Origin of the sequence: Streptomyces sp. AJS327 (assembly GCF_013450295.1) — a bacterium.
Taxonomy (GTDB): Bacteria; Actinomycetota; Actinomycetes; order Streptomycetales; family Streptomycetaceae; genus Streptomyces.
Map to the genome: position 1 here is coordinate 1270688 of NZ_SKBR01000001.1, position 21247 is coordinate 1291934.

Genomic DNA, 21247 nt, shown 5'->3' on the forward strand with positions numbered 1-21247 from the left:
TCGGTCAGCCTCCCGCCGTGCGGCGCGCACACCGTAATCTTGGCCGGGTGACTGTGAACGCCAAGACCGATGCCGGTACCCACACGTGGCGCGACCTCCCCGCGGCGCAGCAGCCCGAGTGGCCTGACGCCAAGGCGCTCAGCGAGGTCCTCACCGAGCTGGAGTCCTATCCGCCGCTGGTCTTCGCCGGCGAGTGCGACCAGCTGCGCGCGCGGCTGGGCGCGGTGGCCCGCGGCGAGGCGTTCCTGTTGCAGGGCGGGGACTGTGCCGAGGCGTTCGACCAGGTCAGCGCGGAGCACATCCGGAACAAGCTGAAGACCCTGCTCCAGATGGGCGCGGTGCTGACCTACGCGGGCTCGGTGCCGGTGGTCAAGGTGGGCCGGATCGCCGGGCAGTACAGCAAGCCGCGCTCCAAGCCCACCGAGACGCGGGACGGCGTCACCCTCCCCTCCTACCGGGGCGACTCGGTCAACGGCTTCGAGTTCACCCCCGAGGCCCGCACCCCGGACCCGGAGCGGCTGAAGCGGATGTACCACGCCTCCGCCTCCACTCTGAACCTGGTGCGCGCCTTCACCACCGGCGGCTACGCCGACCTGCGGCAGGTGCACGCCTGGAACCAGGACTTCGTGCGCACCTCCCCCTCCGGCCAGCGGTACGAGGCGCTGGCGCGCGAGATCGACCAGGCGATGAAGTTCATGCACGCCTGCGGAGCGGACCCGGAGGAGTTCAAGGCGGTCGAGTTCTTCTCGTCCCACGAGGCGCTGCTGCTCGACTACGAGTCGGCGATGACCCGCACCGACTCGCGCAGTGGCCAGCTCTACGACGTCTCCGGGCACATGGTCTGGATCGGTGAGCGCACCCGGCAGCTGGACGGCGCGCACGTCGAGTTCGCCGCCCGGGTGCGGAACCCGGTCGGGGTGAAGCTCGGCCCGGGCACCAGCTCGGAGGACGCCCTCGCGCTGATCGACCGGCTGGACCCGGAGCGCGAGCCGGGCCGTCTGACCTTCATCACCCGGATGGGAGCGGACACGATCCGCGAGCGGCTGCCGGAGCTGGTGGAGAAGGTCACCGCCTCCGGCGCCCGAGTGGTGTGGGTCTGCGACCCGATGCACGGCAACACCTTCGAGGCCGCCAGCGGCCACAAGACCCGCCGCTTCGACGACGTGCTGGACGAGGTCAAGGGCTTCTTCGAGGTGCACAAGGAGCTGGGCACCCACCCCGGCGGCATCCACGTCGAGCTGACCGGTGACGACGTCACCGAGTGCGTGGGCGGTGGTGACGAGATCTTCGTCGACGACCTCCACCAGCGGTACGAGACGGCCTGCGACCCGCGGCTCAACCGCAGTCAGTCGCTGGACCTCGCCTTCCTGGTCGCGGAGATGTACCGGGACCAGTAGCCCGGCCGCCGGGCCCGGCCGTGCCCGCCTGGACGCCTCCGGCGGCCGGGGCGGGCCACCCGTCGAACGGGCCCTGGCCGAAGGGGAGTTGGTACACGCCGTGGGGCCCGCGTCCGCGTGTGACGCGGGCCCCACGGGGCCGTTCTGGACACCCGGCGCCCACTAAGGTTAGGTTAACCTCAGTACTGGTCGACTGTCGCGCACGGAGGTGAGCCGGGTGTTCGTCTGTTCGTGCTTCGGTGTCACCGAGGAGCAGGTGCGGGAGCACGCCGAGGCCGGTGCCTGCACACCGCGCCAGATCGCCTCCCTCAGCAAGGCGGGCACCGACTGCGGCTCGTGCGTCCGCCGGATCCAGGGGCTCCTGGGCCGGGGCGGCTGTTCGCGCCGGGCCGTGCTCCAGGACGCCGGACCCAGCGCCGCCGAGACCGCCGAACAGCCCGTTGGCCGCGCCGGGACCTCGGAGCCGGAGTCCGCCGGATGCGCCCCGGCCCCGTCCCCCGCTCCTGAGGTGGCGGACCCACCCCGCCTTCCCGTCGCCGTCTGAGGGACGGGCCGTCGGCCCGTGACCCCGTGCCGGTGACGCCGCTCCCGGTGCCCGCCACTCCGCTCAGGTGTCCGGCTGCTTCACCAGCTGCGAGATGTAGAGCGCCTCGCCGAGCTTCTCCACGAGGTCCAGCTGGGTCTCCAGGTAGTCGATGTGCTCCTCCTCGTCCTTGAGGATGTCCTCGAAGATGTTGGCGGAGGTGATGTCGCTCTTGGCCCGCATGACCTCGATCCCGCGCCGCAGCCGGTCGATGGCCTCGACCTCCACCTGGCGGTCGGCCTGGAACATCTCGGTGAGGGTCTGGCCCACCCGGACGTGGAACAGCCGCTGGTAGTTGGGCAGGCCCTCCAGGAAGAGGATGCGCTCGGTCAGCCGCTCGGCGTGCCGCATCTCGTCGAAGGACTCGTGCCGGGTGTACTCGGCGAGCTTCGGCCAGCCGAAGTGCTCCTGCATCTTGGCGTGCAGGAAGTACTGGTTGATCGCCGTCAGCTCGCCGGTGAGCTGTTCGTTGAGGAACTCGATGACTTCGGGGTCGCCTTGCATCGCGGCAGGCTCCTTCCAGGGGGCGGAGAGAGGGTGGGTGCGCGCGCTCGGCGCATCCTCGCACTGCCGTGGCAAAACAGTCCAGTAAGTACAGGCTTACCAAATAGGCGAATATTGCTTCGTATTGAGATGGATTGCGCTGAGTTGATCGGTATGGGTCTGTTTAGCCTGGGTGGTCCGTTTCTGTGGTGAGGGTGCCGGGGCCGGGCCTCGCTCGGGGTGCGGCCCGCCCGCTCGGCGCCGCCCCGCCGGGGTTCCCCGGGACGGGACGCCGGGGGCTCGTCGCCGCGTGACGTCGTCGCGCCCGGCCGGGCCCGGCGCGGGGCCGGTCAAGGGCGGCGGCCGGGTGTCTGTCACCATGGGGGAATGGGTCAGCCGGACAGCCGTGCAGTGTGGGACCCGCGGCTTCCGCCGGGACAGCGGGTGCAGCGCGGCTGGCCGGTCACGCACTACGGGCCGGTCCCCAAGTTCCGGGCGGACCGCTGGGAGTTCCGGGTCTTCGGCGCGACCGCCGACGGTGAGAAGCACTGCTGGACACACGAGGAGTTCGCGGCCCTCCCGTACGAGACGGTCGTCGCCGACCTGCACTGCGTCGCCAAGTTCAGCATGCTCGACGCCGAGTGGGGCGGGGTCCGCGCCCGCGCGGTACTGGACCTCGCGCCCCCCGCGCCCGAGGTCACCCACGTGATGGTGTGGGCGGAGTACGGGTTCAGCTCGAACCTGCGACTGTCCGACTTCACCGCCGAGCAGACGATGTTCGCGACCCACTGCGGCGGCGAACTCCTCACCGCGGAACACGGTTTCCCCCTGCGGCTGGTCGTCCCGCACCTGTACGCATGGAAGGGCCCCAAGTGGGTCCGCGGTATCGAGTACATGACCGCCGACCGCCGCGGCTTCTGGGAGGAGCGCGGCTACCACAACATCGGCGACCCCTGGCGCGAGCAGCGTTACTCCTACCAGGAGCAGCGGGGCGAGGGACCGGAACTCTGACCCGGCCCGGGGTCACCGGCTTCCGGCCCGCCGGGCGGTCCTCCCCGGTCAGCGGCGTTCGTTTCCCGGTCGGTGGCTGGCCGGTCAGTGGTGGCGGTGCACCACGGCGTGCCCCTTCCCCCGGCCGATCAGCCAGCGGTTGACCGGCGTCGTCACCAGGAAGGCGATCAGGAAGGCCAGGGCGAGCGTCCCCCAGAACAGCCACTCGGTGAGGTGGGCCTCCATCGCGCCCGGCGTCAGCAGGATGACGGCGTTGTCCACCAGCTCCATCACCGCGATCGAGACCGTGTCGGCGGCCAGCGCCACCTTGACCGCGCTCAGCAGCCCCAGCCCGGCGCTCAGGACCGCGTAGAGGGTGAAGCTGTAGCCGAAGAGGAAGGCCAGGACGATGGCCAGCACCGTGGTCGGTGGCGTCGACCAGCGCAGCGCCGTGCCGATCACCATGCCCAGCACCTCGCCCACGGCGCAGCCGGTCAGACAGTGCAGGGTCGCCTTGACGGCCGTGGCCCAGGAGGCCAGCCGCCCGGTGGACGAGTCGGACCGGTCCCCGTCGTGCGCGGCGTGCGGCGCTTCGCGGGCGTCCGGCGGGTGCTGGGCGTGCCGGGCGTGCGCGGTGTCGGGGGCGGAGCCGGTGGCCCCGTCCCCGGCGCCGCCGCCGGAGGCGGGGCCGGAACCGGCGTGCGCGGCGCCGGGAGCCGGATCGGCTCGTGCCCGCTCGGACCCTCGCGGGGTGTCGTGCTCGTCGTGCCGCCGTGCCATCGATCACGCCCTGTCATCGGGGTCAGCGGGGCTGCCGGGCCGTCCGCCCTGCCGGAACCGTATGCCCCGGCGGCGCGCGCCACCGCGCGGGCTGCTCCACCCGCGTCACCCCAGCCACGGAGAGTGAGTGCGGGTGGCGTGTTCCCGGAGGGGGAGAGGGAGGCCGGGGAGGGGCCGGGCGGGGCCCGGCCGTCCGTGTCGGCGGCCGCGCGTGTGGGTCAGCCGGAGGAGGGGACCCCGGCGGCCCGGGCTGGGAGGGGCGCCTCCGCCGCCCCGGCGCCCGCCTCCGTGGCCGTTCCCGAGCGGAGCCGCGCGCCCGCCTCCGCGCCCGTCCCGGAGCGCAGCTCCTTGAGATGGGCGACGTCGGCGGCGTGGGCCTCCTTGCCACCCGGGGTCTCGATGACCAGCGGTACGCCCTCGGTGGCCGGATGGGCCAGCAGCTCGGCGAAGGCGGCGGACCCGATGTGCCCGGCGCCGATGTTCGCGTGCCGGTCCTTTCGGGCGCCGCGTACGTCCTGGGAGTCGTTGGCGTGGACGAGGCGCAGCCGCCCCGGACCGGCCACCTCGACCAGTTCGTCCAGCATGCGTGCCGTGCCGCCCGGGCTCGCCATGTCGTGCCCGGCGGCGAAGGCGTGGCAGGTGTCGAGGCAGACGCCGAGCCGCGGATGGTGGTCGAGCGCGTCGAAGTACGGTGCCAGCTCGCCGACTTGCCCGCAGAGGGAGGCGCCCTGTCCGGCGGTCGGCTCCAGCAGCAGCCAGGGGTCGGCCGGGTCGGTCAGCTCGTCCAGCAGGGGGAGCAGCAACTCCCGGACCTGGGCCAGCGCGCGGTCCCGCGTACGTCCGCCGGTGGCCGAACCGGTGTGCACCACGACCCCGCTCGCCGCTATGGCGCGGCCCCGGCGGAGCGAATGGCGCAGGGAGTGCACGGACTTGTCGGCTGTGGCCTCGGTATGGGAACCGAAATTGATCAGATAGGGCGCGTGGATGAAGGCGGGCAGGCGCTGTTCGGCGCATTGCCGCCGGAATTCCTCGTCCTGTTCCGGTGAACCGGCGGGCGTGGCCCAGCCCCGTGGATTCGCGACGAATACCTGGACGGATTCGGCATCGATATCTTCTGCGTAGGAAATTCCCTTGGCGGCCAGGCCCCCGGCTACGGGGACATGGCCGCCAATGGGATTGCGTCGCTGCGTCGTTGTCACACGACTCAGTATGCCGAGTCGACGTTGTCCATCGAACCGTACCGGTCGGCCGCGTAGTTGCAGGCGGCGACGATGTTCGCGACCGGGTCGGTCAGCTTCTTCGGGGTGCCCTTGACGTGGTAGGCGTCGAAGGTGGGCTGGATCACCTGGAGCAGACCCTTGGACGGGATGCCGTTCCGGGCGTTGATGTCCCAGTCGTTGATCGCGTTCGGGTCACCGGCGGACTCGCGGATGATGTTCCGCTTGATGCCGTCGTAGGAGCCCGGGATGTCGTGCTTCTTCATGATGGAGCGGGCCTCGCGGATCCACCCGTCCAGGTTGTTCGGGTAGCTGCGCGGCGCCTCGCGCTTCTCCGAACGGTCGGCCTTGCGGTCCTCGCGGGACTCCTTGGCCGCGCGCTCGGCCCGCTTGTCGGCGACGCGCTGCTGGAGGGCCTGCTGGTCGGACTTCTCCTGAGCCGCCGCGGCCTCCTTCTTGGCCGCCGCCTCGTCCTGGACCCGCTGCTCGGTGGCCTCGGACTGCTGGGCGAAGCTCTTGCCCTGACCGCTGACGGTGCTGTTCTGCGCGGTGAAGGCGACCGGCTCGGCCGAGACCGTCTTGGCGGTCGCCTGGCTCGCCTCGCCGTGCGCCGCGGTGGCGGGGACGACGGTGAGGGCGATGGCGGCGGCACCAGCGGCGCTGATACCGGCTGCGGAGAGCTTCTGAACCCGGGGGTTACGGATGTAGCCGGAAATGCTGGGCATGGTGAGCGGAACCTTTCCCTCGCGGATGTCGCAAAAGCCGGTCGGCGGGGCGCCGAGTTCGGTCCCGGCGAGTGCGACGGGGGCAATTGTTAAAGGCTGGAGAAATCGGAATCAAGGATGTGACGTACTACCCGACTTCGTGGAAAGGCCCCCGCGAAGGGTGATCAAATACCGAGAAATTCCAGCGCAGCCCCCGGAAAGCCGTTCAACTAAACGCTTTCGTACGTGACGTGGGTCCCGTGCCGGGCGTCACAGGGCACCGGCTTCCGCCCCACGCGATGTCGTCGGATCCGTGCGCACGGTGACGAGTTCTGAGCTGATTCAGGGAGAAGCTGATGAAAAAAGTAGCCCCGGGCGACCGTTCTGCTCGTGGTCGGCCCGGGGCGGATCGTTGCAGGTCAGCGCAGCCAGATGGTGACCTCGGAGCCGCGCGGCGCCTTCTCCTCGCCGCCCGGTGACTGGCTGAACACCTTCTCGCCGACGAAGATCCGGCGCACCGTGACCTTGAATCCGGCGCTCTCCAGCTTTCCGCGCGCCTCGTCGAGGCTCTGGTCCTTCACGGAGGGCACGGTGACCATGTCCGGGCCCTTGGAGAGGGTCAGCGTGACGGTCTCGCCCTCGGCCCGCACCGAGCCCTCGGTGGGGGACTGCCGGGCGACGTTGCCCTCGTCCTCGGTGGAGAAGACCCGCCGCTTCGCGACCTCGACCTTGAACCCGGCCTCGGTCAGCTCCTCCCGGGCGTCGTCCTCGCTGTCCCCGACGACGTCCGGTACGTCGACCGGCTCGCCCTTGGAGACGGTCAGCGCCACCGCCGAGTCCGGGCGCTTCTTGCCGCCCGCGCCGGGCTCGGAGGAGATCACCGAGCCCCGGGGGATCTGGTCGTCGAACTTCCGCTGGATCTGGCCGGTCTTCAGCCCGGCGTCGGCCAGCTGCCGCTTGGCGTTGACCAGCGGCACGCCCGTGAGGTCGGGCACCTTGACGATGTTCGGCCCACGCGAGACCCGCAGGGTGACCGTCCCGGTGTTCCGGATGCGCTCCCCGGGCGCGGGGTCGGTCGAGATGACGTGCCCGCGCTTGACCCGCTCGCTGAAGCCGGTCTCGACGTCCACGTTGAGCCCCGCCTTCTCCAGCTCCCGCTTGGCCTTGGCCTCCGTCTTGTCCAGCACCGCCGGGGTCTTGGTGAACTGGCCGGAGTTGATGTACCAGACGCCGGTGCCCAGCAGGGTCACCAGCAGCGCCCCCGCCAGGGCCAGCAGCGCCCAGCGCGGCCGCCGCCGCGAGCGGCCGCCGGAGGAGCCGTCTCCGTCGTCCTGCTGCTGGAGGGAGAGGCGGAAGGTCTGGTTCAGCCGCTCGTCGTCCATGCTCTCCACGCGCAGCGGCGAGCGGACGCTCATGTCGTAGGTGTCGACGTCCGCCGGCCGCGCGGTGCCCGACGGCGTGCTCTCGGCGTCCGGCTCCCCCACGGCCGGTACGGCGTCCTCCGGCTCGACGCTCTCCGCCTCCGGGGCGCCCGGAAGGGGGGTCACCGCCGCGCCCTGGCCCGCGCGCGGGCGGGTGACCAGTGTCGTACGGTCCTCGGGGTTGCTCGGCCGCTGCCGCTTGGCCTGCGGCGGGAAGGTGTCCAGCTCGGTGTCGGTGAGACCGGAGCGCGCCGTGCGGACCTCGGCCAGCAGCGCCACCGCGTCCACCGGCCGCCGCTCCGGGTCGCGGGCCGCGGCCCGGGCCACCACCTGGTCCAGCTCCGGCGGCAGCCCCGGAACCAGCACCGAGGGGGCCGGGACGTCCTGCTGGAGGTGCTGGTAGATCACCTGGGCCGGGGTGCCCCCCGAGTGCGGCTTGGAGCCGGTCAGCATCTCGTGCAGCATCACGCCGCAGGCGTACAGGTCGGAGCGGGGGTCGGCGCGGCCCTCCTCGATCACCTCGGGGGCGAGGTAGGAGACGGTGCCGAGGATGGAGTCGGTGTTGGCGGTCTGCCCGTCCACCGCGCGGACCAGCCCGAAGTCGGCCACCTTGACCCGGCCGTCGTCCCCGATCAGGACGTTCTCCGGCTTCATGTCCCGGTGGACCAGCCCGGCGCGGTGCGCGGCGCCCAGCGCCGCCAGCACCGGCTCCAGGACGTCCAGCGCGGCGCGGGGCTGGAGGGCGCCACGGTCCCGGAGCACGTCACGGAGGGTGCAGCCGGAGATGTACTCCATGGCCAGGTAGACGTAGCCGCTCGCGGTGCCCTGGTCGAAGACGCCGACCACGTTGTGGTGCGCCAGCCGGGCCGCCGACTTGGCCTCGCGGATGAAGCGCTCCACGAAGACGCCGTCGCTCGCGAGGGAGGGGTGCATCACCTTCAGGGCCAGCTCGCGATCGAGGCGCGTGTCCAGCCCGCGGTACACGGTGGCCATGCCGCCGACGGCGATGCGCGCGTCGACCCGGTAGCGGCCATCGAGTACCTGCCCGATCAGCGGGTCCTGAAGGGTCGTATCCATCGTGGAGAGTCTACGAGCCGTCACCGACCGGGAGACGCGGAGTGCCCTCGTCCGCGCGTATTGCAGCGCAACGGTGACATGGGCACGCGGGGCCGCTGGGCCCGGTCCGGCACGGACGGACAGCGCCGGGCGGTCGGCGGGCGAGGTGTCCCGCGAACCCGGCGCACGGTCCCGCGTTCGGCGTGGCGCGTGCCGAACGGGGGAGCCGCGCGGCGCGGGACGACAGGCGCCGGTCACGGGGGCGCTCGGCGGCCGCCTCGGGACGGTGGCAGCCCCGGGGCGGCCGTCCGTCCGGTACGGCGGGCCTCAGACGAAGGCGGGGCGCTCCGGGTCGAGGACCGCGCGGCCCTCCTCGGGGCTGGACGCCTCCGCGAAGTGCCGCCGGGGGATCCGTCCGGCGCGGTAGGCGAGCCGTCCAGCGTCCACCGCCTGCCGCATGGCCCGCGCCATCAGCACCGGGTGCTGCGCCCTGGTGACGGCGGAGGCGAGCATCACCGCGGAACAGCCCAGCTCCATGGCGAAGGCCGCGTCGGAGGCGGTGCCCGCGCCCGCGTCCAGCACGACCGGCACTCCGGCCCGCGCGGTGATCAGCTCGAAGTTGTGCGGGTTGCGGATGCCCAGGCCGGAGCCGATGGGGGAGCCCAGCGGCATCACGGCGGCACAGCCCACCTCCTCCAGCTTCCGGGCGAGCACCGGGTCGTCGCTGGTGTACGGGAGGACGGTGAAGCCGTCGTCGACCAGCGTCTCGGCGGCGTCCAGCAGCTCCACCGGGTCCGGCAGCAGCGTCCGCTCGTCGGCGATGACCTCCAGCTTCACCCAGTCCGTGCCCAGCGCCTCGCGGGCGAGCCGCGCGGTGAGCACCGCCTCGCCCGCCGTGTGGCAGCCCGCCGTGTTGGGCAGTGGGCGGATGCCGTTCCGGGCCAGGACCGAGAGCACCGATCCGTGCGTGCCCGGGTCCAGGCGCCGCATCGCGACGGTGGTGAGTTCGGTGCCCGAGGCCAGCAGCGACCGCTCCAGCACGTCGAGGCTGGGGGCGCCGCCGGTGCCCATGATCAGCCGGGAGGTGAGGGTGGTCCCGCCGAGGACCAGGGGGTCGGCGGGCGAGGCCGTTCCGGCCGGGCCGCCGGTGGGCTCCGTGGCGTCGGCGCCCGGCCCTCGCGGGGGACCGGGAGTGGTGGCCTGGGTCATGGCGGTTCAGCCTCCCTGGACAGCGGTGAGGATCTCGACGCGGTCGCCCTCGGCGAGCGCGGTCCGCGGCCAGCGGCCGCGCGGGACGACCGTCTCGTTGAGTGCGGCGGCCACCCCCGAGCTGGCCTGGGTGACCTCGGCCACCAGCCGGTCGAGGGTGGTCCCGGTGGGCACCGGACGGGTGTCGCCGTTCACCGACACCAGCACGGCGGGTCTGGTGGGCTCGGCCGGGCCCCCGACGGCGCCACCGGAGCCGGGGGACGTGGGGGTCGCGGGGGTCTGGTGGGTCATGACGGCCGCTCCTCGGGGTCGGGGGTGAAGCGTTCCGGGGTGAAGGGCCGGATCGGCTCGGGCACCTCGCCGGTGCGCAGCAGCTCGGCCATCGCGTCCCCGGTGATCGGGGTGAGCAGCACCCCGTTGCGGAAGTGGCCGGTGGCCAGATGGAGCCCCGGCAGGGCGGTGGGGCCGAGCAGCGGGGCGTTGTCCGGTGAGCCCGGGCGCAGCCCGGCCCGGACCTCGGCGAGCGGCAGCTCGGTGACGCCCGGCACCAGCTCGTGCGCGTCCCGCAGCAGCTCGTAGACGCCACCGGCGGTGACGGTGGTGTCGAACCCCGTCTCCTCGCTGGTCGCCCCGACCACCAGCTCCCCGTTGGCCCGGGGCACGAGGTAGAGCGGGGTGCCCCGGACGACGGCCCGCACCGTACGGGAGAGCAGCGGGGCGGCGAGCGAGGGGAAGCCCCCGGCGGGGGCGGTGGGGGCCGGGGCGGGGTCGGCTCCCGGGTGGTAGGGGGCGCCGACCGTCGCGAGCGCCGCGCCGGACGGCCCGCCGTCCGCCGGGCCGGGTGGTTCCGGCGCCCCGTCCGCCGGGCCGGAGGGGCGCGGCGCGGTGTCGCCGTCCGGGGCCCGGCCGGGCGGGGGCGTGCGGGGGGTGGGCATCCGCAGCCGCAGCACCTGCCCCTTGACGGGGCGCACCGGAGGCAGCAGCCCGGCCGGAACGCCGGCGAGCCGCGCGGCGTGCGCCCCGGCGGCCAGGACCGTCTGACCGGCGCGCAGCTCGGTGCCGTCGTCCAGTGCGACGCCCGCCGCCCGGCCGTCCTCGGTCAGCAGCCGCCGGGCCGTGGCGTGGCGGAACTCCACCCCGGCCGCCGCCCCGGCGCGCAGCAGCGCCGCTACCAGCCGCCGGGGGTCCACCTGGTGGTCGCCGTCCACCCGCACTCCGCCCCGCACGGAGGGGGCGAGCAGGGGTTCCAGACGGCGGCACTCGCGGCCGGTCAGCCACCGGGAGTCGAGTCCGCAGCGGGCCTGGAGGGCGTGCAGTTCGCGCAGGTGGGCCCGGTCGTCCGCGTCGAGGGCGACGGAGAGCGTGCCGCAGGCGCGGTAGCCGACCTCCCGCCCGCTCGCCTCCTCCAGCTCCCGGACGAACTCCGGGTACCGGCGGGCGGAGGCGAGGTTGAGCCGGAGCAGCGTCTCCTCGCCGTAGTGCAGCTCGGTCACGGCCGCGAGCATCCCGGCCGCCACCAGCGCGGCCCCGCCGCCGGGCGCCGGGTCGACGACGGTGACCCGCAGTCCGCGCTGGGCCGCGCGCCACGCGGTGACCAGGCCGATCAGCCCGCCGCCGAGGACCGCCACCTCCGGCGGGCCGGACGGGTGCGGTCGGGGGGTGCCGGTGCGCATGGGGTTCCGCCTCCTCCCTTCGCCGGAATGACCCGGATCAGGTTCGTACGGTCGGAGGCCGCGGCCTCCCTCTCAGCCCGGTCGTCCGGGCTCCCGCGTGTGCCGTGCGTGGTGGTGGGGCCGCCGCCCGCCGCCGTGCGGTCGCGAGCGGGCGGTGCGGGCCGCGCGTTCCCCGCCGCGCGAACCGGGGTTCCGTCGCCGCCCGGTGCCGGGCGCGCTGGCGCCTCCACCGTCCGTGACCCACCCTACTGCGCCGCCCCTCGGCCCCCGCGCCCGCTCCGGCCCTCCGGGCGCCGGGCGCGGTCCGGGGCGCGCGGCGCGGTCCAGGGCCGTGGCCTGGGCGGACGCGGGGTCGCCGGTCGCGGGGCGGGCGGGCGCTGGCCGTCACCCTAGAGTGACCGCGTGAACGACAGTCAGCGAAACCAGCGGATCGTCATCGTCGGGGCCGGGATGGCGGGGGTGCAGACCGCCGTCCAGCTTCGGGACCAGGGGTGGCCGGGGGAGATCAGGTTGCTCGGCGCGGAGCGGCACGAGCCGTACGACCGGCCGCCGCTCTCCAAGGCGCTGCTGCTCGGCCAGGCGGACAGCGCCGCCTTCGAGGTCGACTTCCCGTCCCTGAACGTCGAGGTGGCGCTGGGGTGTACGGCGCGGGCGCTGCACCCGGCGGAGCGGGAGCTGGAGACGACGGAGGGCCGGATCGGCTACGACCGGCTGGTGATCGCCACCGGCGCCGAGCCGGTGGCGCTGCCGGGCGTCGCCGCCTCGCCGGACGTGCACCAGCTGCGCACCCTGGACGACGCGGTGCGGCTGCGTCCGGTGCTGGCGGCGGGCGGCCGGATCGTGGTGGTCGGCGCGGGCTGGATCGGCGCCGAGTTCGCGACGGCCGCCCGGGAGGCGGGCTGCGCGGTGACGGTGGTGGAGGCCGCCGACCGCCCGCTGGCCGGGGCGCTGCCCGCCGAGGTGACCGAGCCGATGCGCCCCTGGTACGCGGAGTGGGGCGCCGAACTGCGCACCGGCACCGCCGTGGCCGCCGTCGAGCCGGGCGCGGTGCTGCTGGCGGACGGCACCCGGATCCCGGCGGACGCGGTGGTGCTCGGCGTCGGGGCCCGTCCGGCGACCGGCTGGCTGGCCGGTTCCGGACTGGAGCTGGACGGCCACGGTGCGCTGCGGGGCGACGCCTTCCTGCGTACCTCGGCCCCCGGGGTGTACGCGGTGGGCGACTGCGTCTCCTTCCCCTCCCGCCGGTTCGGCGAGCGGCTGCTGGTCCACCACTGGGACAACGCGCTCCAGGGCCCCCGCGTCGTCGCCGCCAACCTGGTGGCCGAGGGGCACGCGGACGGGGAGCGGGAGCTGGTCGCCCACGACCCGGTGCCGTACTTCTGGTCCGAGCAGTTCGGCCGGTTCGTGCAGTACGCGGGCCACCACGCCCCGGCCCCGGACGCGGGCGGCCCCACCGCCGGGGACGCCGGGGACGCCACGCTGTGGCGCGGCGACCCGGCCGACCGCTCCTGGGCGGTGTGCTGGCTGCGGGACGGGCGGCTCACCGCGCTGCTGGCCGTCGGGCGGCCCCGCGACCTGGCGCAGGGGCGCAGGCTGATCGAGAGCGGCGCCCGGCTGGATCCCGTCCTGGCGGCCGACGCGTCCGTACCACTGAAGAAGGCGGCGTCGTAACGACGGTCCAGTAGTGACTGTCATCGCGGGATGGCAGGCTGGGACGCGTGACCGAGATTGACGCGAAAACCGAGGCGCTCGTTCCCAGCTGGCTGACCCTGCCCGACGCCGCCGAACTGCTCGGCGTCGAGGTGACGCGGGTCCGGCAACTGGTCAGGGAGGGCCAGCTCATCGCCGTGCGGCGGGGAGAGAACCGGGCACTGCACGTGCCCGCCGCCTTCCTGGGGGACGGCCGGATCATCAAGGGCCTGGTCGGCACCATCACGGTGCTCAAGGACGACGGCTTCACCGACGAGGAGATGCTGGAGTGGCTGTTCACGGAGGATGACTCGCTGCCCGGCGCCCCGGTGCACGCGCTCCGTGAGAACCGCGGAACGGAAGTGAAGCGGCGGGCCCAGGCCCTCGCCGTCTGACCGCCCGGCGCCCGGACCCGCCCCGCGCGACCGGGCGCCGCTGGTACCCCTTCCCCACCCGTCTCCCCTGTCTTCTCCCACCTCACGACCGCCCGCCCCCCCCCGCCCGTTTCCGGAGCGCGGGCGGCGGCTCGGAACGCGGCCCGTCCGCACCCACGCCCCACCGGAGAGCGCCCCATGAGCCAGACCGGCCCGCACACCCCCCGGAACCCGCTGAACACCCGGGAGCGGATGGCCGACGCCCGCCTCTACCTCTGCACCGACGCCCGGCGGGAGCGGGGCGACCTGCCCGACTTCCTGGACGCGGTGCTCGGCGGAGGGGTGGACGTCGTGCAGCTGCGGGACAAGACCCTGGAGGCGGCCGAGGAGCTGGAGCACCTCGCCGTGTTCGCGGAGTACTGCCGTCGGCACGGCGCGCTGCTCGCCGTCAACGACCGGGCGGACGTCGCCCACGCGGTCGGGGCCGACGTGCTGCACCTCGGCCAGGGCGACCTGCCCGTCTCGTACGCGCGGGCCCTGCTCGGCCAGGAGGTGCTGATCGGCCGGTCCACGCACTCTCCGGAGCAGGCGGCGGCGGCGCTCGCCGAACCCGGCGTCGACTACTTCTGTGTCGGCCCCTGCTGGCCCACGCCCACCAAGCCGGGCCGCCTCGCCCCCGGCCTCCCGCTGGTCGAGTACGCGGCGGAGGCGAGCGCCCACGCTCCGGAACCGGGCCGGGCGCGGCCCTGGTTCGCCATCGGCGGGATCGACGCCGCCAACCTGGACCGGGTGCTGGACGCCGGGGCGAGCCGGGTGGTCGTGGTCCGGGCGATCACGGAGGCCGCGGATCCGGGCGCCGCGGCGGCGGAACTGGCCCGCCGTCTCCACGAACGCGCTGCGCACAGCGGTACGGCGGACCGGTAGTCCACTGCGTGGACGGGAGCGCGGCGGGAAGGCGGAGGAAACGGACGGAAGCCTCCGCGCCCCACCCACTCTCCACTCCGGGCGGCTAGCCTGCCTGTATGGCCATCGGTATCTCAGCTACCAGGACCGACCGTCCGCCGACCGTACGAGAGCTGCTCGCCTCCGGTGAGCAGTCCTTCTCCTTCGAGTTCTTCGCGCCGAAGACCGCGAAGGGCGAGCGCACCCTGTGGGACGCGCTGCGCCGCATCGAGGGGGTCTCACCGACGTTCGTCTCCGTGACGTACGGCGCGGGCGGATCCTCGCGTGAGGGCACTGTCCGGAACACCGAGCGCATCGCGACCGAGACCACCCTCACGCCCGTCGCGCACCTCACGGCGGTCAACCACTCCCGCGCCGAACTGCGGAACGTCATCGGCCAGTACGCCGACGCGGGGATCCGGAACGTCCTCGCCATCCGGGGCGATCCCCCCGGCGATCCCATGGGGGAGTGGACGCGCCACCCCGAGGGGCTCACCTACGCCTACGAACTGGTCGAACTGATCAGGGAGGCGGGGGAGTTCTGCGTCGGCGTCGCCGCGTTCCCGGAGATGCACCCGCGCTCCACGGACTGGGACACCGACGTGCGGCACTTCGTCGCCAAGTGCCGGGCGGGCGCCGACTACGCCATCACGCAGATGTTCTTCCGTCCCGAGGACTACTTGCGGCTGCGGGACAGCGCGGCGGCGGCGGGCTGTGAGACGCCGATCATTCCCGAGATCATGCCGATCACGAACGTCGGGCAGATCGAGCGATTCGCACAGCTCAGTAACGCGACCATCCCCCGCGCGCTACAGGACCGACTCCGGGCGGTCGAGGACGATCCGGCGGCGGTACGCTCGGTCGGCATCGAGTACGCCACGGAGATGAGCGCGCGGCTACTGGCCGAGGGGGTGCCAGGACTGCACTTCATCACGCTGAACCACTCCACGGCGACGCTTGAGATCCACCAGAACCTGGGACTTCAGCAGAGGTCCTGAGCCGCGCGGAGAGCTGGCCGAGGGCAGCGGGAAGAGGGACGCAATGGGCTGGACGGTCCTCTACATCGCTTTTGGAGTCGTCGCGCTGTGGCTGCTCGGCGAGGTGCTGTTGCAGTACAAGGCGCGGCTGCGCTGGCGACTGCTGGCCTTCTGCGGGTTCAGCGTCGTCGTCGTCGGCGTGCTGCTCAGCTCGGTGCTGGTCATCGGTGGGGGCATCGCCGCCTTCGCCGTCGGCCAGACCTTCGTCACGCTCTCCTACCGCCGTGGGTTCTCCACCGGCTGGGCCCTCGGGGGCCTGCCCGGTTCCAGCCAGCGCCGTCGCGAGGCGGCGCCCGACGCGGATCCCGCGCTGGAGGTCTCCGACCTTGAGGCGCACCCGCCGCCGCCCGGTCCGCCGGGCGGCGGCTCCGCGTCCGGCGGGTTCGCCCCGCCCGGCCCGCCGCCGGAGGCCCCGGGCCACCCCGGCTCCCTGGCCTACGCGGAGTACCCCGGGCATCCCGAGTACGCCGAGTTCGCCGCTTACCCCGAGTATCCCGGCTCCCCGGACCAGCCGCCGCCCGGCGGCGCCCCACTCCCGCCCGACGGTTACGCCCCCGGTGGCCCCCAGGGCCCGGACGCCCCGCTCGGCGACGGCTACCCCGCCGGGCCCGGCGAGCCCACCTACCCGGGTGCCCCGTACGACGATGGCTCCGGCTGGCAGACCTTCCCCGAGCAGCCGCTCGCCCCCGCGCCGGGCCAGCCCTGGGAGGAGCCGCAGCCCTACGCCGCCTACTCCGACCCGTACATCGGGTACGACGCGGCGGCGTACGCCTCCGGCTACGGACCCGAGAGCATGGAGCCGGGCTACCCCACCGGCGAGCCCGCCCCCTACGGCGGACCGGCGGACACCGGCTACGGCTACGACGGCTACCCGCCGGGCGGCCTCCCCGATCCGGCGGCCCCCGGCGCCCCGCCCTACCAGGACGGCTACGGCGGGCAGTACGACCCGCACCTCGGCCAGCCCGCCAGCCCGCAGGGCTACGCCCCCGGCGGGCAGGGCTGGCAGGAGACCCCACCGGGCGGGGTGTGGGTGCCCCAGCAGCGCGACCCCTCCGCCCCCCTGCCGCCCGAACAGCCCCCGTACGGAACGGAGTTCGGCAACGGCTACGGCGCGGCCGACCCCCTGGCGGCGCCGCACCTCGACCCGTACGCGCCGGAACCCGTCCACGCGGAGCCGCCGTACCACCCGAGCCAGCCCTACGACCCGTACGCCGACGAGTACCCGGAGCACCAGACCTACCGGCAGAACGGCTACCACGACGGCCGGGGCTACTGACCTCTCCGGACCTGGCCCGCTCCCGGGCCGGCCTCCCGTCTCGACCTCCTGGTCCGGCCCCGGCTCCCCGACACGGCGGGCGGATCCGGAGAAGCGGCCCGGTGCGGGGCGGCCGGGCGTCCGGCTCAGGCGGAGCCGCGCCAGTCGTCGCCCTCCGTGATCAGCCCGGCGACCAGCGCCCCGGACATCCCGGCGTGGGCCAGCCCCCCGCCGGGGTGCGCCCAGCCGCCGACCCGGTACAGCCCCGGCAGCTCCGACTGGTTGGCTGGACGCAGCAGGCCCCCGCGCGCCCCGGCGAGCGCCGGGGCGGGGACGGCGCCGCCCGGGGCGCCCGTCTCCTCCTCGTTCTCCCGCGGGGTGCGGACCTCGTGCCAGAGCCGCCGCCCGCGCAGCCCCAGCCCGGCCTCGTCGGCGGCGGAGAGCAGCTGACCAGCCAGCTCCTCGGCGTCCTCGGCCGAGTGCCCCGGCATACCGGCGCCGGGCGTCGGCAGGGTCACCCGCAGCACCGCCGACTCGTACGCCGGGCCGGGCCGCGAGGCCGGGTCATCCGGCCGCAGCACCGTCAACTGCCGCCCGGGCAGATCCGGTTCGTGTACCACGGTGCGGTGCGGGGTGCCCTCGGGGCGCGCTCCGCGCAGCGCCACCAGCACCGTGAACCGGCCGGATAGCCAGCCCTCCGGCTGCGCGCCGTCGCTCACCGACCGGGACCGCCTTCCCGCGTCCCGACCGGCGCCCGCCCACCGCTCCGGCGGCCCGCTCGCCACCACCACGTCGGCGGCGACGGTCTCGTCCCCGCCACGGCCCTCCGGGTCCTTGAGCTCCACCCCCGCGGCGCGGCCGTCCCGCTCCACCACCCGGGAGACCTCCCGGCCGAAGTGGAAGGTGACCCCGCGCGCCCGGCACCGCTCGTGGACCGCGTCCGCCAGGCGGCGCATCCCGCCGCGCACGTACCAGCAGCCGAAGGCGTCGTCCAGGTAGGCCAGGACAGCGGTGGAGCCCGGCGCCGTCGCCGGGTCGAGGCCCAACTCCCGGGCGTGGCTCTCCAGCAGCGTGGCCAGCCGCTCGTCCCCCAGCTCGTCGGCGGCGAGTTCGGCCAGCGTGGGGGCGCGGCGGCGCAGCAGCCCCCGCCGGCGCGTCGCCGGGTACGGGTCCTCCCGTCCCGGTGCCGCGCCCTCCGCCGCCCGCCCCACGGGCAGCGGCTCCTCCAGCAGCGGGCGACGGGACGCCTCCCACGCCGTGCCCGCGCGGTTCAGCAGCTCGGCCCAGCGCTCCCCGGACCCGGCGCCGAACGCGGTGTCCAGCGCGTCCGTCAGCCGTCCACGGGAGGTGCCGGGCAGCGTGACGGAGGTGCCGTCCGCGAGGACGTGCCGTACGGCCGGGTCGAGTTGGACGAGGTCGACGCACTCCTCCAGGGGCTCCCGGCCGGTCTTCAGGAACAGGTCCCGGTAGACGGCGGGCAGCCGCAGCAGCCCCGGCCCGGTGTCGAAACCGAAGCCCTTCCGGGCGTACCGGCGCACGGCGCCGCCGTAGTCGCCGGTCCGCTCGTAGACCGAGACGCTGTGCCCCGCGGTGGCCAGTCGCGCCGCCGCCGCCATCGCGCCCATGCCGGCGCCGATCACCGCAATACGTGCCATGGCACCAGACCCTAGCCACCCCGTGGCGCCCCGCCGCACCCGCGTTCCCCCAAGGCGCCGGGGGAGCGGCCGCGTGTGGCCCGGCGGCGACGGGACCCGCCGGTCAGGGGCCGGGACGACGGGACTGAGCTGAACCACCCAGGGGTGAGTACCGCTACCTAGGGCACCGCATGAGTAGGCACGCGGATGGGCGCGGCTTCCCGGCTCGGCAGACTGTGGGGCACAGCGAGGGCAGGCGCCCGCACCGACGGCACGGGGCGGCGGAGCGGGCGCCGCCGTCGCTCGCCGGGCCTCCCGGTCCGGACCCTCATTCCGTACCCGCTCCTCGGCACGCGAACCACCGTGCGCCCGGGGCGAGTTCGGCTCGGAGGGCGGCTACGGCGGGGGAACACGCCAGCGAGGCCGATGACCAGCGCCGCCCGTCTCCGCTCGTCCCCGGAAGGGGCGCGGAGGCGGGCTGGCGGCCCGCCCGGGACCGTCACCCCGGGCGGTCCGTCCACCCCCGCGCCCCGGCCCCGAACTCCACGGGCCACACCGGACGTCACGCTCCTCCGCCGGCTCCCGCACGGCGCGGCGAGAACCGACTCCCCCACGGTGAGGGGCGGTTGGGCACATCGGGACGCCCCGCCCCAACCCGTGTGCCCAACCCGCCGCCAACCAGCCGGAGTTCGTCCCGCGACATGGGGCTCGGTTCGTACGGCGGCGGGGGCGGCGCCACAACACCCGGCGTCCGGCGCGGAGTCGCGGGCTGAGGGGGGCACCGAAGCTCTCCCGGGCGGCCGACGGTGTCTCACCCGTCGCGGACCAGACCCGTCAACCGGCCCTGGAGCAGCAGCGAGAGTGCGCCGTGCACCTCGGACAGCGACCGTTCCGGCTGGAAGGTCTTCCAGTCCAGTGCGGCCACCAGCACCGTCCCCACCAACGTCGCCGCCGTCAGCGGGACGTCGGCCTCCTCGCTCAGCTCGCCGTCCGCGACGCCCCGCCGCAGCACGGTCTCCACGACCGCCACCGCCCGGCGCCGGGCCGCCGTCAGCGTCCCGTTCCAGGCCCGGTGGGCGCGCCACAGCTCGGCGACGTAGAGCCGGGTGAAGTCCGGGAAGCGGTCGATGAACACCAGCGCGGTGTGGACCAGCGCGTCCAGGGTCTCCGGCGCGTTCCGGCCCTCGGCCGCCGATCGCCGCGCGGCCGCGTCGAGTTGGCTGGTGAGCACCCGCACGCCGTGCCGCAGCAACTCCTCGAAGAGTTCGTCCTTGCCGGCGAAGTTGTAGTAGACGGTGCCCTTGGCGACGCCCGCCCGCTCCGCGATCTGCTCCACCGTCGTGGAGGAGAAGCCCTGTTCGGCGATGAGGGTGACCGCGGCGGCGAAGAGCCGGTTGCGGGTGGTGTCCCGGCCGCGCCGGGTACGGACCCCGCCGGGCGGTCCCGACTCCCGCGCCAGGCCCGCGCGTTGGGCCGCCACCGTGTCGCGCGCCCCGCCATCCTCCGCCGCCCGCCCGGTCGTTCCCGCGCGCTCCACTGCCGCCTCCGCCGTGTCCACCGTCGTCGCTCTCCCCACCGTCGCCAGCGCGTACCCGCCCACCGGACCCCACCCGGCCCGGCGGACGCGCGGCGAGTGCCGCCGTCCGCCGGGCCGTTCGGGGTGCTCGCCGTCTTCGCCCCGTTCACCGGGGTTCACCCGGCTGTGCCGTCACCGCCGGGTGTGCCGGGCATCGTCCCGCTCGTCATGAGTTCGATTCTCTCCGTACGGATCCTCCCGTGAAGAGGCGCCCGGTGGGCGGCCGTTCCCTGTTCGTGGGAGCGGACGCCGCGCGCCGCGAGCCCCCCGCCGGTCGTCCGGACCGTCCGGACCCGGGACGCGCCCAGGGCGACCTCGCCGGTTCCGCCCCTCCCGCCTCGCCCCGGTCTCGTACCGTCCCGCGCCGATCCCGCGCCGCTCTCGCCGCACTCGTCGGAGAAGGGCTGTTCGCCCAGGTCAGGTGGATTGTCAGTGGGCTGCCCCAGAATGGGTGCGAACAGATGAACCATTGACAGGCCGGTGGCGGTGGTGACACCGGGCCACCGGGAGCGAGCGATCCATTCGGAACTGGCAGACGGCTACAGGAGGTTGGTTCTTGTGCGGCGACCTTCTCCAGGGTCCCGGCCCCGCCCCGCGCACCGCGCGGGTTCCCCGGAAGCGGCGTCCCCGCCGTCCCGGCGCCCGGCGTCCCCCGGCGAGCGGTCAGCGAACGACGTGCACCCCGTGCTGCGCCGGGCCTCGGCCCCACCCGCCGCCCGGGAACTCCTCGCTCAGGCCCAGCACGGGCTGGACGAGGCGGCGGCGATGGAGACGTCCAACGAGCGGTACGCCCTCGCGCACCTCGCCGCGCTGCGTACGGCGGCGGCCGTACTCGCGGTGCGCGGCAGGCCGGAGACCACCCCGCGGGGGCGGCGGCGCATCCGCAGCGCCTGGTCCGTCCTCCCCGAGGCGGCGCCCGAACTCGCCGAGTGGAGCGCCCTGTTCGCCTCGGGTGCGCAGCGCAGGGCGAGGGCCGAGGCCGGGATCCAGGGTGCCGCCGACTGGCCCGAGGCGGACGAACTCCTCGGCGCCGCCGAGATGTTCCTCCGCCTCGTGGAGCGGATGCTGATATCCCAGCCCGCGTTGCCCCAGCCCCGGATCGCCGCCGCCGACAGCGGCTGACGCCCGGCCGCATCGGTGCCGGGAGCGTGGCGCGTCCGCGCGCCCCCGGCGGGCCGGTGGTTGGGCGGCTCGGCCGTCCGGCCTGGCCGGGGCCGCCCCGGGAGG

19 protein-coding genes and 1 riboswitch are annotated in these 21247 nt (G+C 74.5%); of the genes, 9 read left to right on the forward strand and 10 right to left on the reverse strand.

The window, feature by feature from the left end; translation table 11 throughout:
- The first annotated feature begins 47 nt into the window (after nt 1–47).
- Both E0L36_RS05090 and E0L36_RS05095 read left to right on the forward strand, forming a co-directional pair.
- Complete coding sequence (locus E0L36_RS05090; protein ID WP_180927621.1) at nt 48–1397, forward strand: class II 3-deoxy-7-phosphoheptulonate synthase; 1350 nt, start codon at nt 48–50, stop codon at nt 1395–1397.
- 217 nt (nt 1398–1614) lie between these two features.
- Nucleotides 1615–1941, forward strand: coding sequence for a bacterioferritin-associated ferredoxin (locus tag E0L36_RS05095; protein ID WP_180927622.1), 327 nt, complete (start codon nt 1615–1617; stop codon nt 1939–1941).
- A gap of 63 nt (nt 1942–2004) precedes the next feature.
- Here the strand turns inward: E0L36_RS05095 and bfr are convergent, their stop codons facing one another.
- Nucleotides 2005–2484 carry a bacterioferritin gene (bfr, locus tag E0L36_RS05100; protein WP_180927623.1) on the reverse strand — a complete coding sequence of 160 codons (480 nt, stop codon included), beginning with the start codon at nt 2482–2484 and terminating at the stop codon, nt 2005–2007.
- Between the two features lie 366 nt (nt 2485–2850).
- Between bfr and E0L36_RS05105 the strand changes: the two genes are divergently transcribed.
- Nucleotides 2851–3474: a sulfite oxidase-like oxidoreductase gene (locus E0L36_RS05105; protein ID WP_180927624.1), complete on the forward strand. Its 624-nt coding sequence runs from the start codon at nt 2851–2853 to the stop codon at nt 3472–3474.
- Nucleotides 3475–3558: 84 nt separating this feature from the next.
- Here the strand turns inward: E0L36_RS05105 and E0L36_RS05110 are convergent, their stop codons facing one another.
- From E0L36_RS05110 to E0L36_RS28195, 7 genes are all read right to left on the reverse strand, one after another.
- Nucleotides 3559–4233, reverse strand: a complete 675-nt coding sequence (locus E0L36_RS05110) for a DUF4396 domain-containing protein (protein ID WP_180927625.1) — start codon at nt 4231–4233, stop codon at nt 3559–3561.
- Nucleotides 4234–4451: 218 nt separating this feature from the next.
- Entirely contained in the window at nt 4452–5432 is a 981-nt protein-coding gene (locus E0L36_RS05115) for a deoxyribonuclease IV (protein WP_180927626.1), read from the reverse strand.
- A 5-nt stretch (nt 5433–5437) separates the two neighbouring features.
- On the reverse strand, nt 5438–6175 hold the full coding sequence (locus tag E0L36_RS05120; RefSeq protein WP_180927627.1) for a transglycosylase SLT domain-containing protein: 738 nt from the start codon (nt 6173–6175) through the stop codon (nt 5438–5440).
- Between the two features lie 398 nt (nt 6176–6573).
- Nucleotides 6574–8652, reverse strand: coding sequence for a Stk1 family PASTA domain-containing Ser/Thr kinase (gene pknB, locus E0L36_RS05125; RefSeq protein ID WP_180927628.1), 2079 nt, complete (start codon nt 8650–8652; stop codon nt 6574–6576).
- A gap of 306 nt (nt 8653–8958) precedes the next feature.
- Complete coding sequence (locus E0L36_RS05130; protein WP_180927629.1) at nt 8959–9840, reverse strand: thiazole synthase; 882 nt, start codon at nt 9838–9840, stop codon at nt 8959–8961.
- 6 nt (nt 9841–9846) lie between these two features.
- Nucleotides 9847–10047, reverse strand: a complete 201-nt coding sequence (gene thiS / locus E0L36_RS05135) for a sulfur carrier protein ThiS (RefSeq protein ID WP_308416704.1) — start codon at nt 10045–10047, stop codon at nt 9847–9849.
- An 80-nt stretch (nt 10048–10127) separates the two neighbouring features.
- On the reverse strand, nt 10128–11513 hold the full coding sequence (locus E0L36_RS28195) for an FAD-dependent oxidoreductase (RefSeq protein ID WP_308416639.1): 1386 nt from the start codon (nt 11511–11513) through the stop codon (nt 10128–10130).
- A riboswitch (TPP riboswitch) is annotated at nt 11511–11620 on the reverse strand. Its footprint overlaps the gene before it by 3 nt.
- Before the next feature lie 295 nt (nt 11621–11915).
- Between E0L36_RS28195 and E0L36_RS05150 the strand changes: the two genes are divergently transcribed.
- From E0L36_RS05150 to E0L36_RS05170, 5 genes are all read left to right on the forward strand, one after another.
- Nucleotides 11916–13184 (forward strand): NAD(P)/FAD-dependent oxidoreductase, encoded by a 1269-nt coding sequence (locus E0L36_RS05150; RefSeq protein WP_180927631.1) that lies wholly within the window; start codon nt 11916–11918, stop codon nt 13182–13184.
- Between the two features lie 47 nt (nt 13185–13231).
- Nucleotides 13232–13597, forward strand: a complete 366-nt coding sequence (locus E0L36_RS05155; RefSeq protein ID WP_180927632.1) for an Rv2175c family DNA-binding protein — start codon at nt 13232–13234, stop codon at nt 13595–13597.
- Between the two features lie 177 nt (nt 13598–13774).
- The gene (gene thiE, locus E0L36_RS05160) at nt 13775–14500 is read left to right on the forward strand and encodes a thiamine phosphate synthase (protein ID WP_180927633.1); all 726 of its coding nucleotides are present in this window, start codon (nt 13775–13777) and stop codon (nt 14498–14500) included.
- 98 nt (nt 14501–14598) lie between these two features.
- The gene (gene metF, locus E0L36_RS05165) at nt 14599–15516 is read left to right on the forward strand and encodes a methylenetetrahydrofolate reductase [NAD(P)H] (protein WP_180927634.1); all 918 of its coding nucleotides are present in this window, start codon (nt 14599–14601) and stop codon (nt 15514–15516) included.
- A gap of 43 nt (nt 15517–15559) precedes the next feature.
- On the forward strand, nt 15560–16831 hold the full coding sequence (locus tag E0L36_RS05170; protein WP_180927635.1) for a hypothetical protein: 1272 nt from the start codon (nt 15560–15562) through the stop codon (nt 16829–16831).
- A 125-nt stretch (nt 16832–16956) separates the two neighbouring features.
- On the opposite strand, the gene E0L36_RS05175 is transcribed toward E0L36_RS05170, so the two are convergent.
- Both E0L36_RS05175 and E0L36_RS05180 read right to left on the reverse strand, forming a co-directional pair.
- Nucleotides 16957–18465: an NAD(P)/FAD-dependent oxidoreductase gene (locus E0L36_RS05175; protein ID WP_180927636.1), complete on the reverse strand. Its 1509-nt coding sequence runs from the start codon at nt 18463–18465 to the stop codon at nt 16957–16959.
- A gap of 790 nt (nt 18466–19255) precedes the next feature.
- Nucleotides 19256–19903, reverse strand: coding sequence for a TetR/AcrR family transcriptional regulator (locus E0L36_RS05180; protein WP_180928612.1), 648 nt, complete (start codon nt 19901–19903; stop codon nt 19256–19258).
- A 675-nt stretch (nt 19904–20578) separates the two neighbouring features.
- On the opposite strand from E0L36_RS05180, the gene E0L36_RS05185 reads away from it, so the two are divergent.
- A complete protein-coding gene (locus E0L36_RS05185; protein WP_180927637.1) occupies nt 20579–21142 on the forward strand; it encodes an SAV_6107 family HEPN domain-containing protein in 564 nt (187 codons plus the stop codon).
- Nucleotides 21143–21247: the final 105 nt, after the last annotated feature.

What these genes read in the sequence shown, in the direction of transcription:
- E0L36_RS28195 (WP_308416639.1), bottom strand. Translation starts at nt 11,513, where the DNA reads ATGCGCACCGGCACCCCCCGACCGCACCCGTCCGGCCCGCCGGAGGTG.
- E0L36_RS05175 (WP_180927636.1), bottom strand. Translation starts at nt 18,465, where the DNA reads ATGGCACGTATTGCGGTGATCGGCGCCGGCATGGGCGCGATGGCGGCG.
- E0L36_RS05110 (WP_180927625.1), bottom strand. Translation starts at nt 4,233, where the DNA reads ATGGCACGGCGGCACGACGAGCACGACACCCCGCGAGGGTCCGAGCGG.
- thiE (WP_180927633.1), top strand. Translation starts at nt 13,775, where the DNA reads ATGAGCCAGACCGGCCCGCACACCCCCCGGAACCCGCTGAACACCCGG.
- E0L36_RS05170 (WP_180927635.1), top strand. Translation starts at nt 15,560, where the DNA reads ATGGGCTGGACGGTCCTCTACATCGCTTTTGGAGTCGTCGCGCTGTGG.
- pknB (WP_180927628.1), bottom strand. Translation starts at nt 8,652, where the DNA reads ATGGATACGACCCTTCAGGACCCGCTGATCGGGCAGGTACTCGATGGC.
- bfr (WP_180927623.1), bottom strand. Translation starts at nt 2,484, where the DNA reads ATGCAAGGCGACCCCGAAGTCATCGAGTTCCTCAACGAACAGCTCACC.
- E0L36_RS05105 (WP_180927624.1), top strand. Translation starts at nt 2,851, where the DNA reads ATGGGTCAGCCGGACAGCCGTGCAGTGTGGGACCCGCGGCTTCCGCCG.
- metF (WP_180927634.1), top strand. Translation starts at nt 14,599, where the DNA reads ATGGCCATCGGTATCTCAGCTACCAGGACCGACCGTCCGCCGACCGTA.
- E0L36_RS05130 (WP_180927629.1), bottom strand. Translation starts at nt 9,840, where the DNA reads ATGACCCAGGCCACCACTCCCGGTCCCCCGCGAGGGCCGGGCGCCGAC.
- E0L36_RS05120 (WP_180927627.1), bottom strand. Translation starts at nt 6,175, where the DNA reads ATGCCCAGCATTTCCGGCTACATCCGTAACCCCCGGGTTCAGAAGCTC.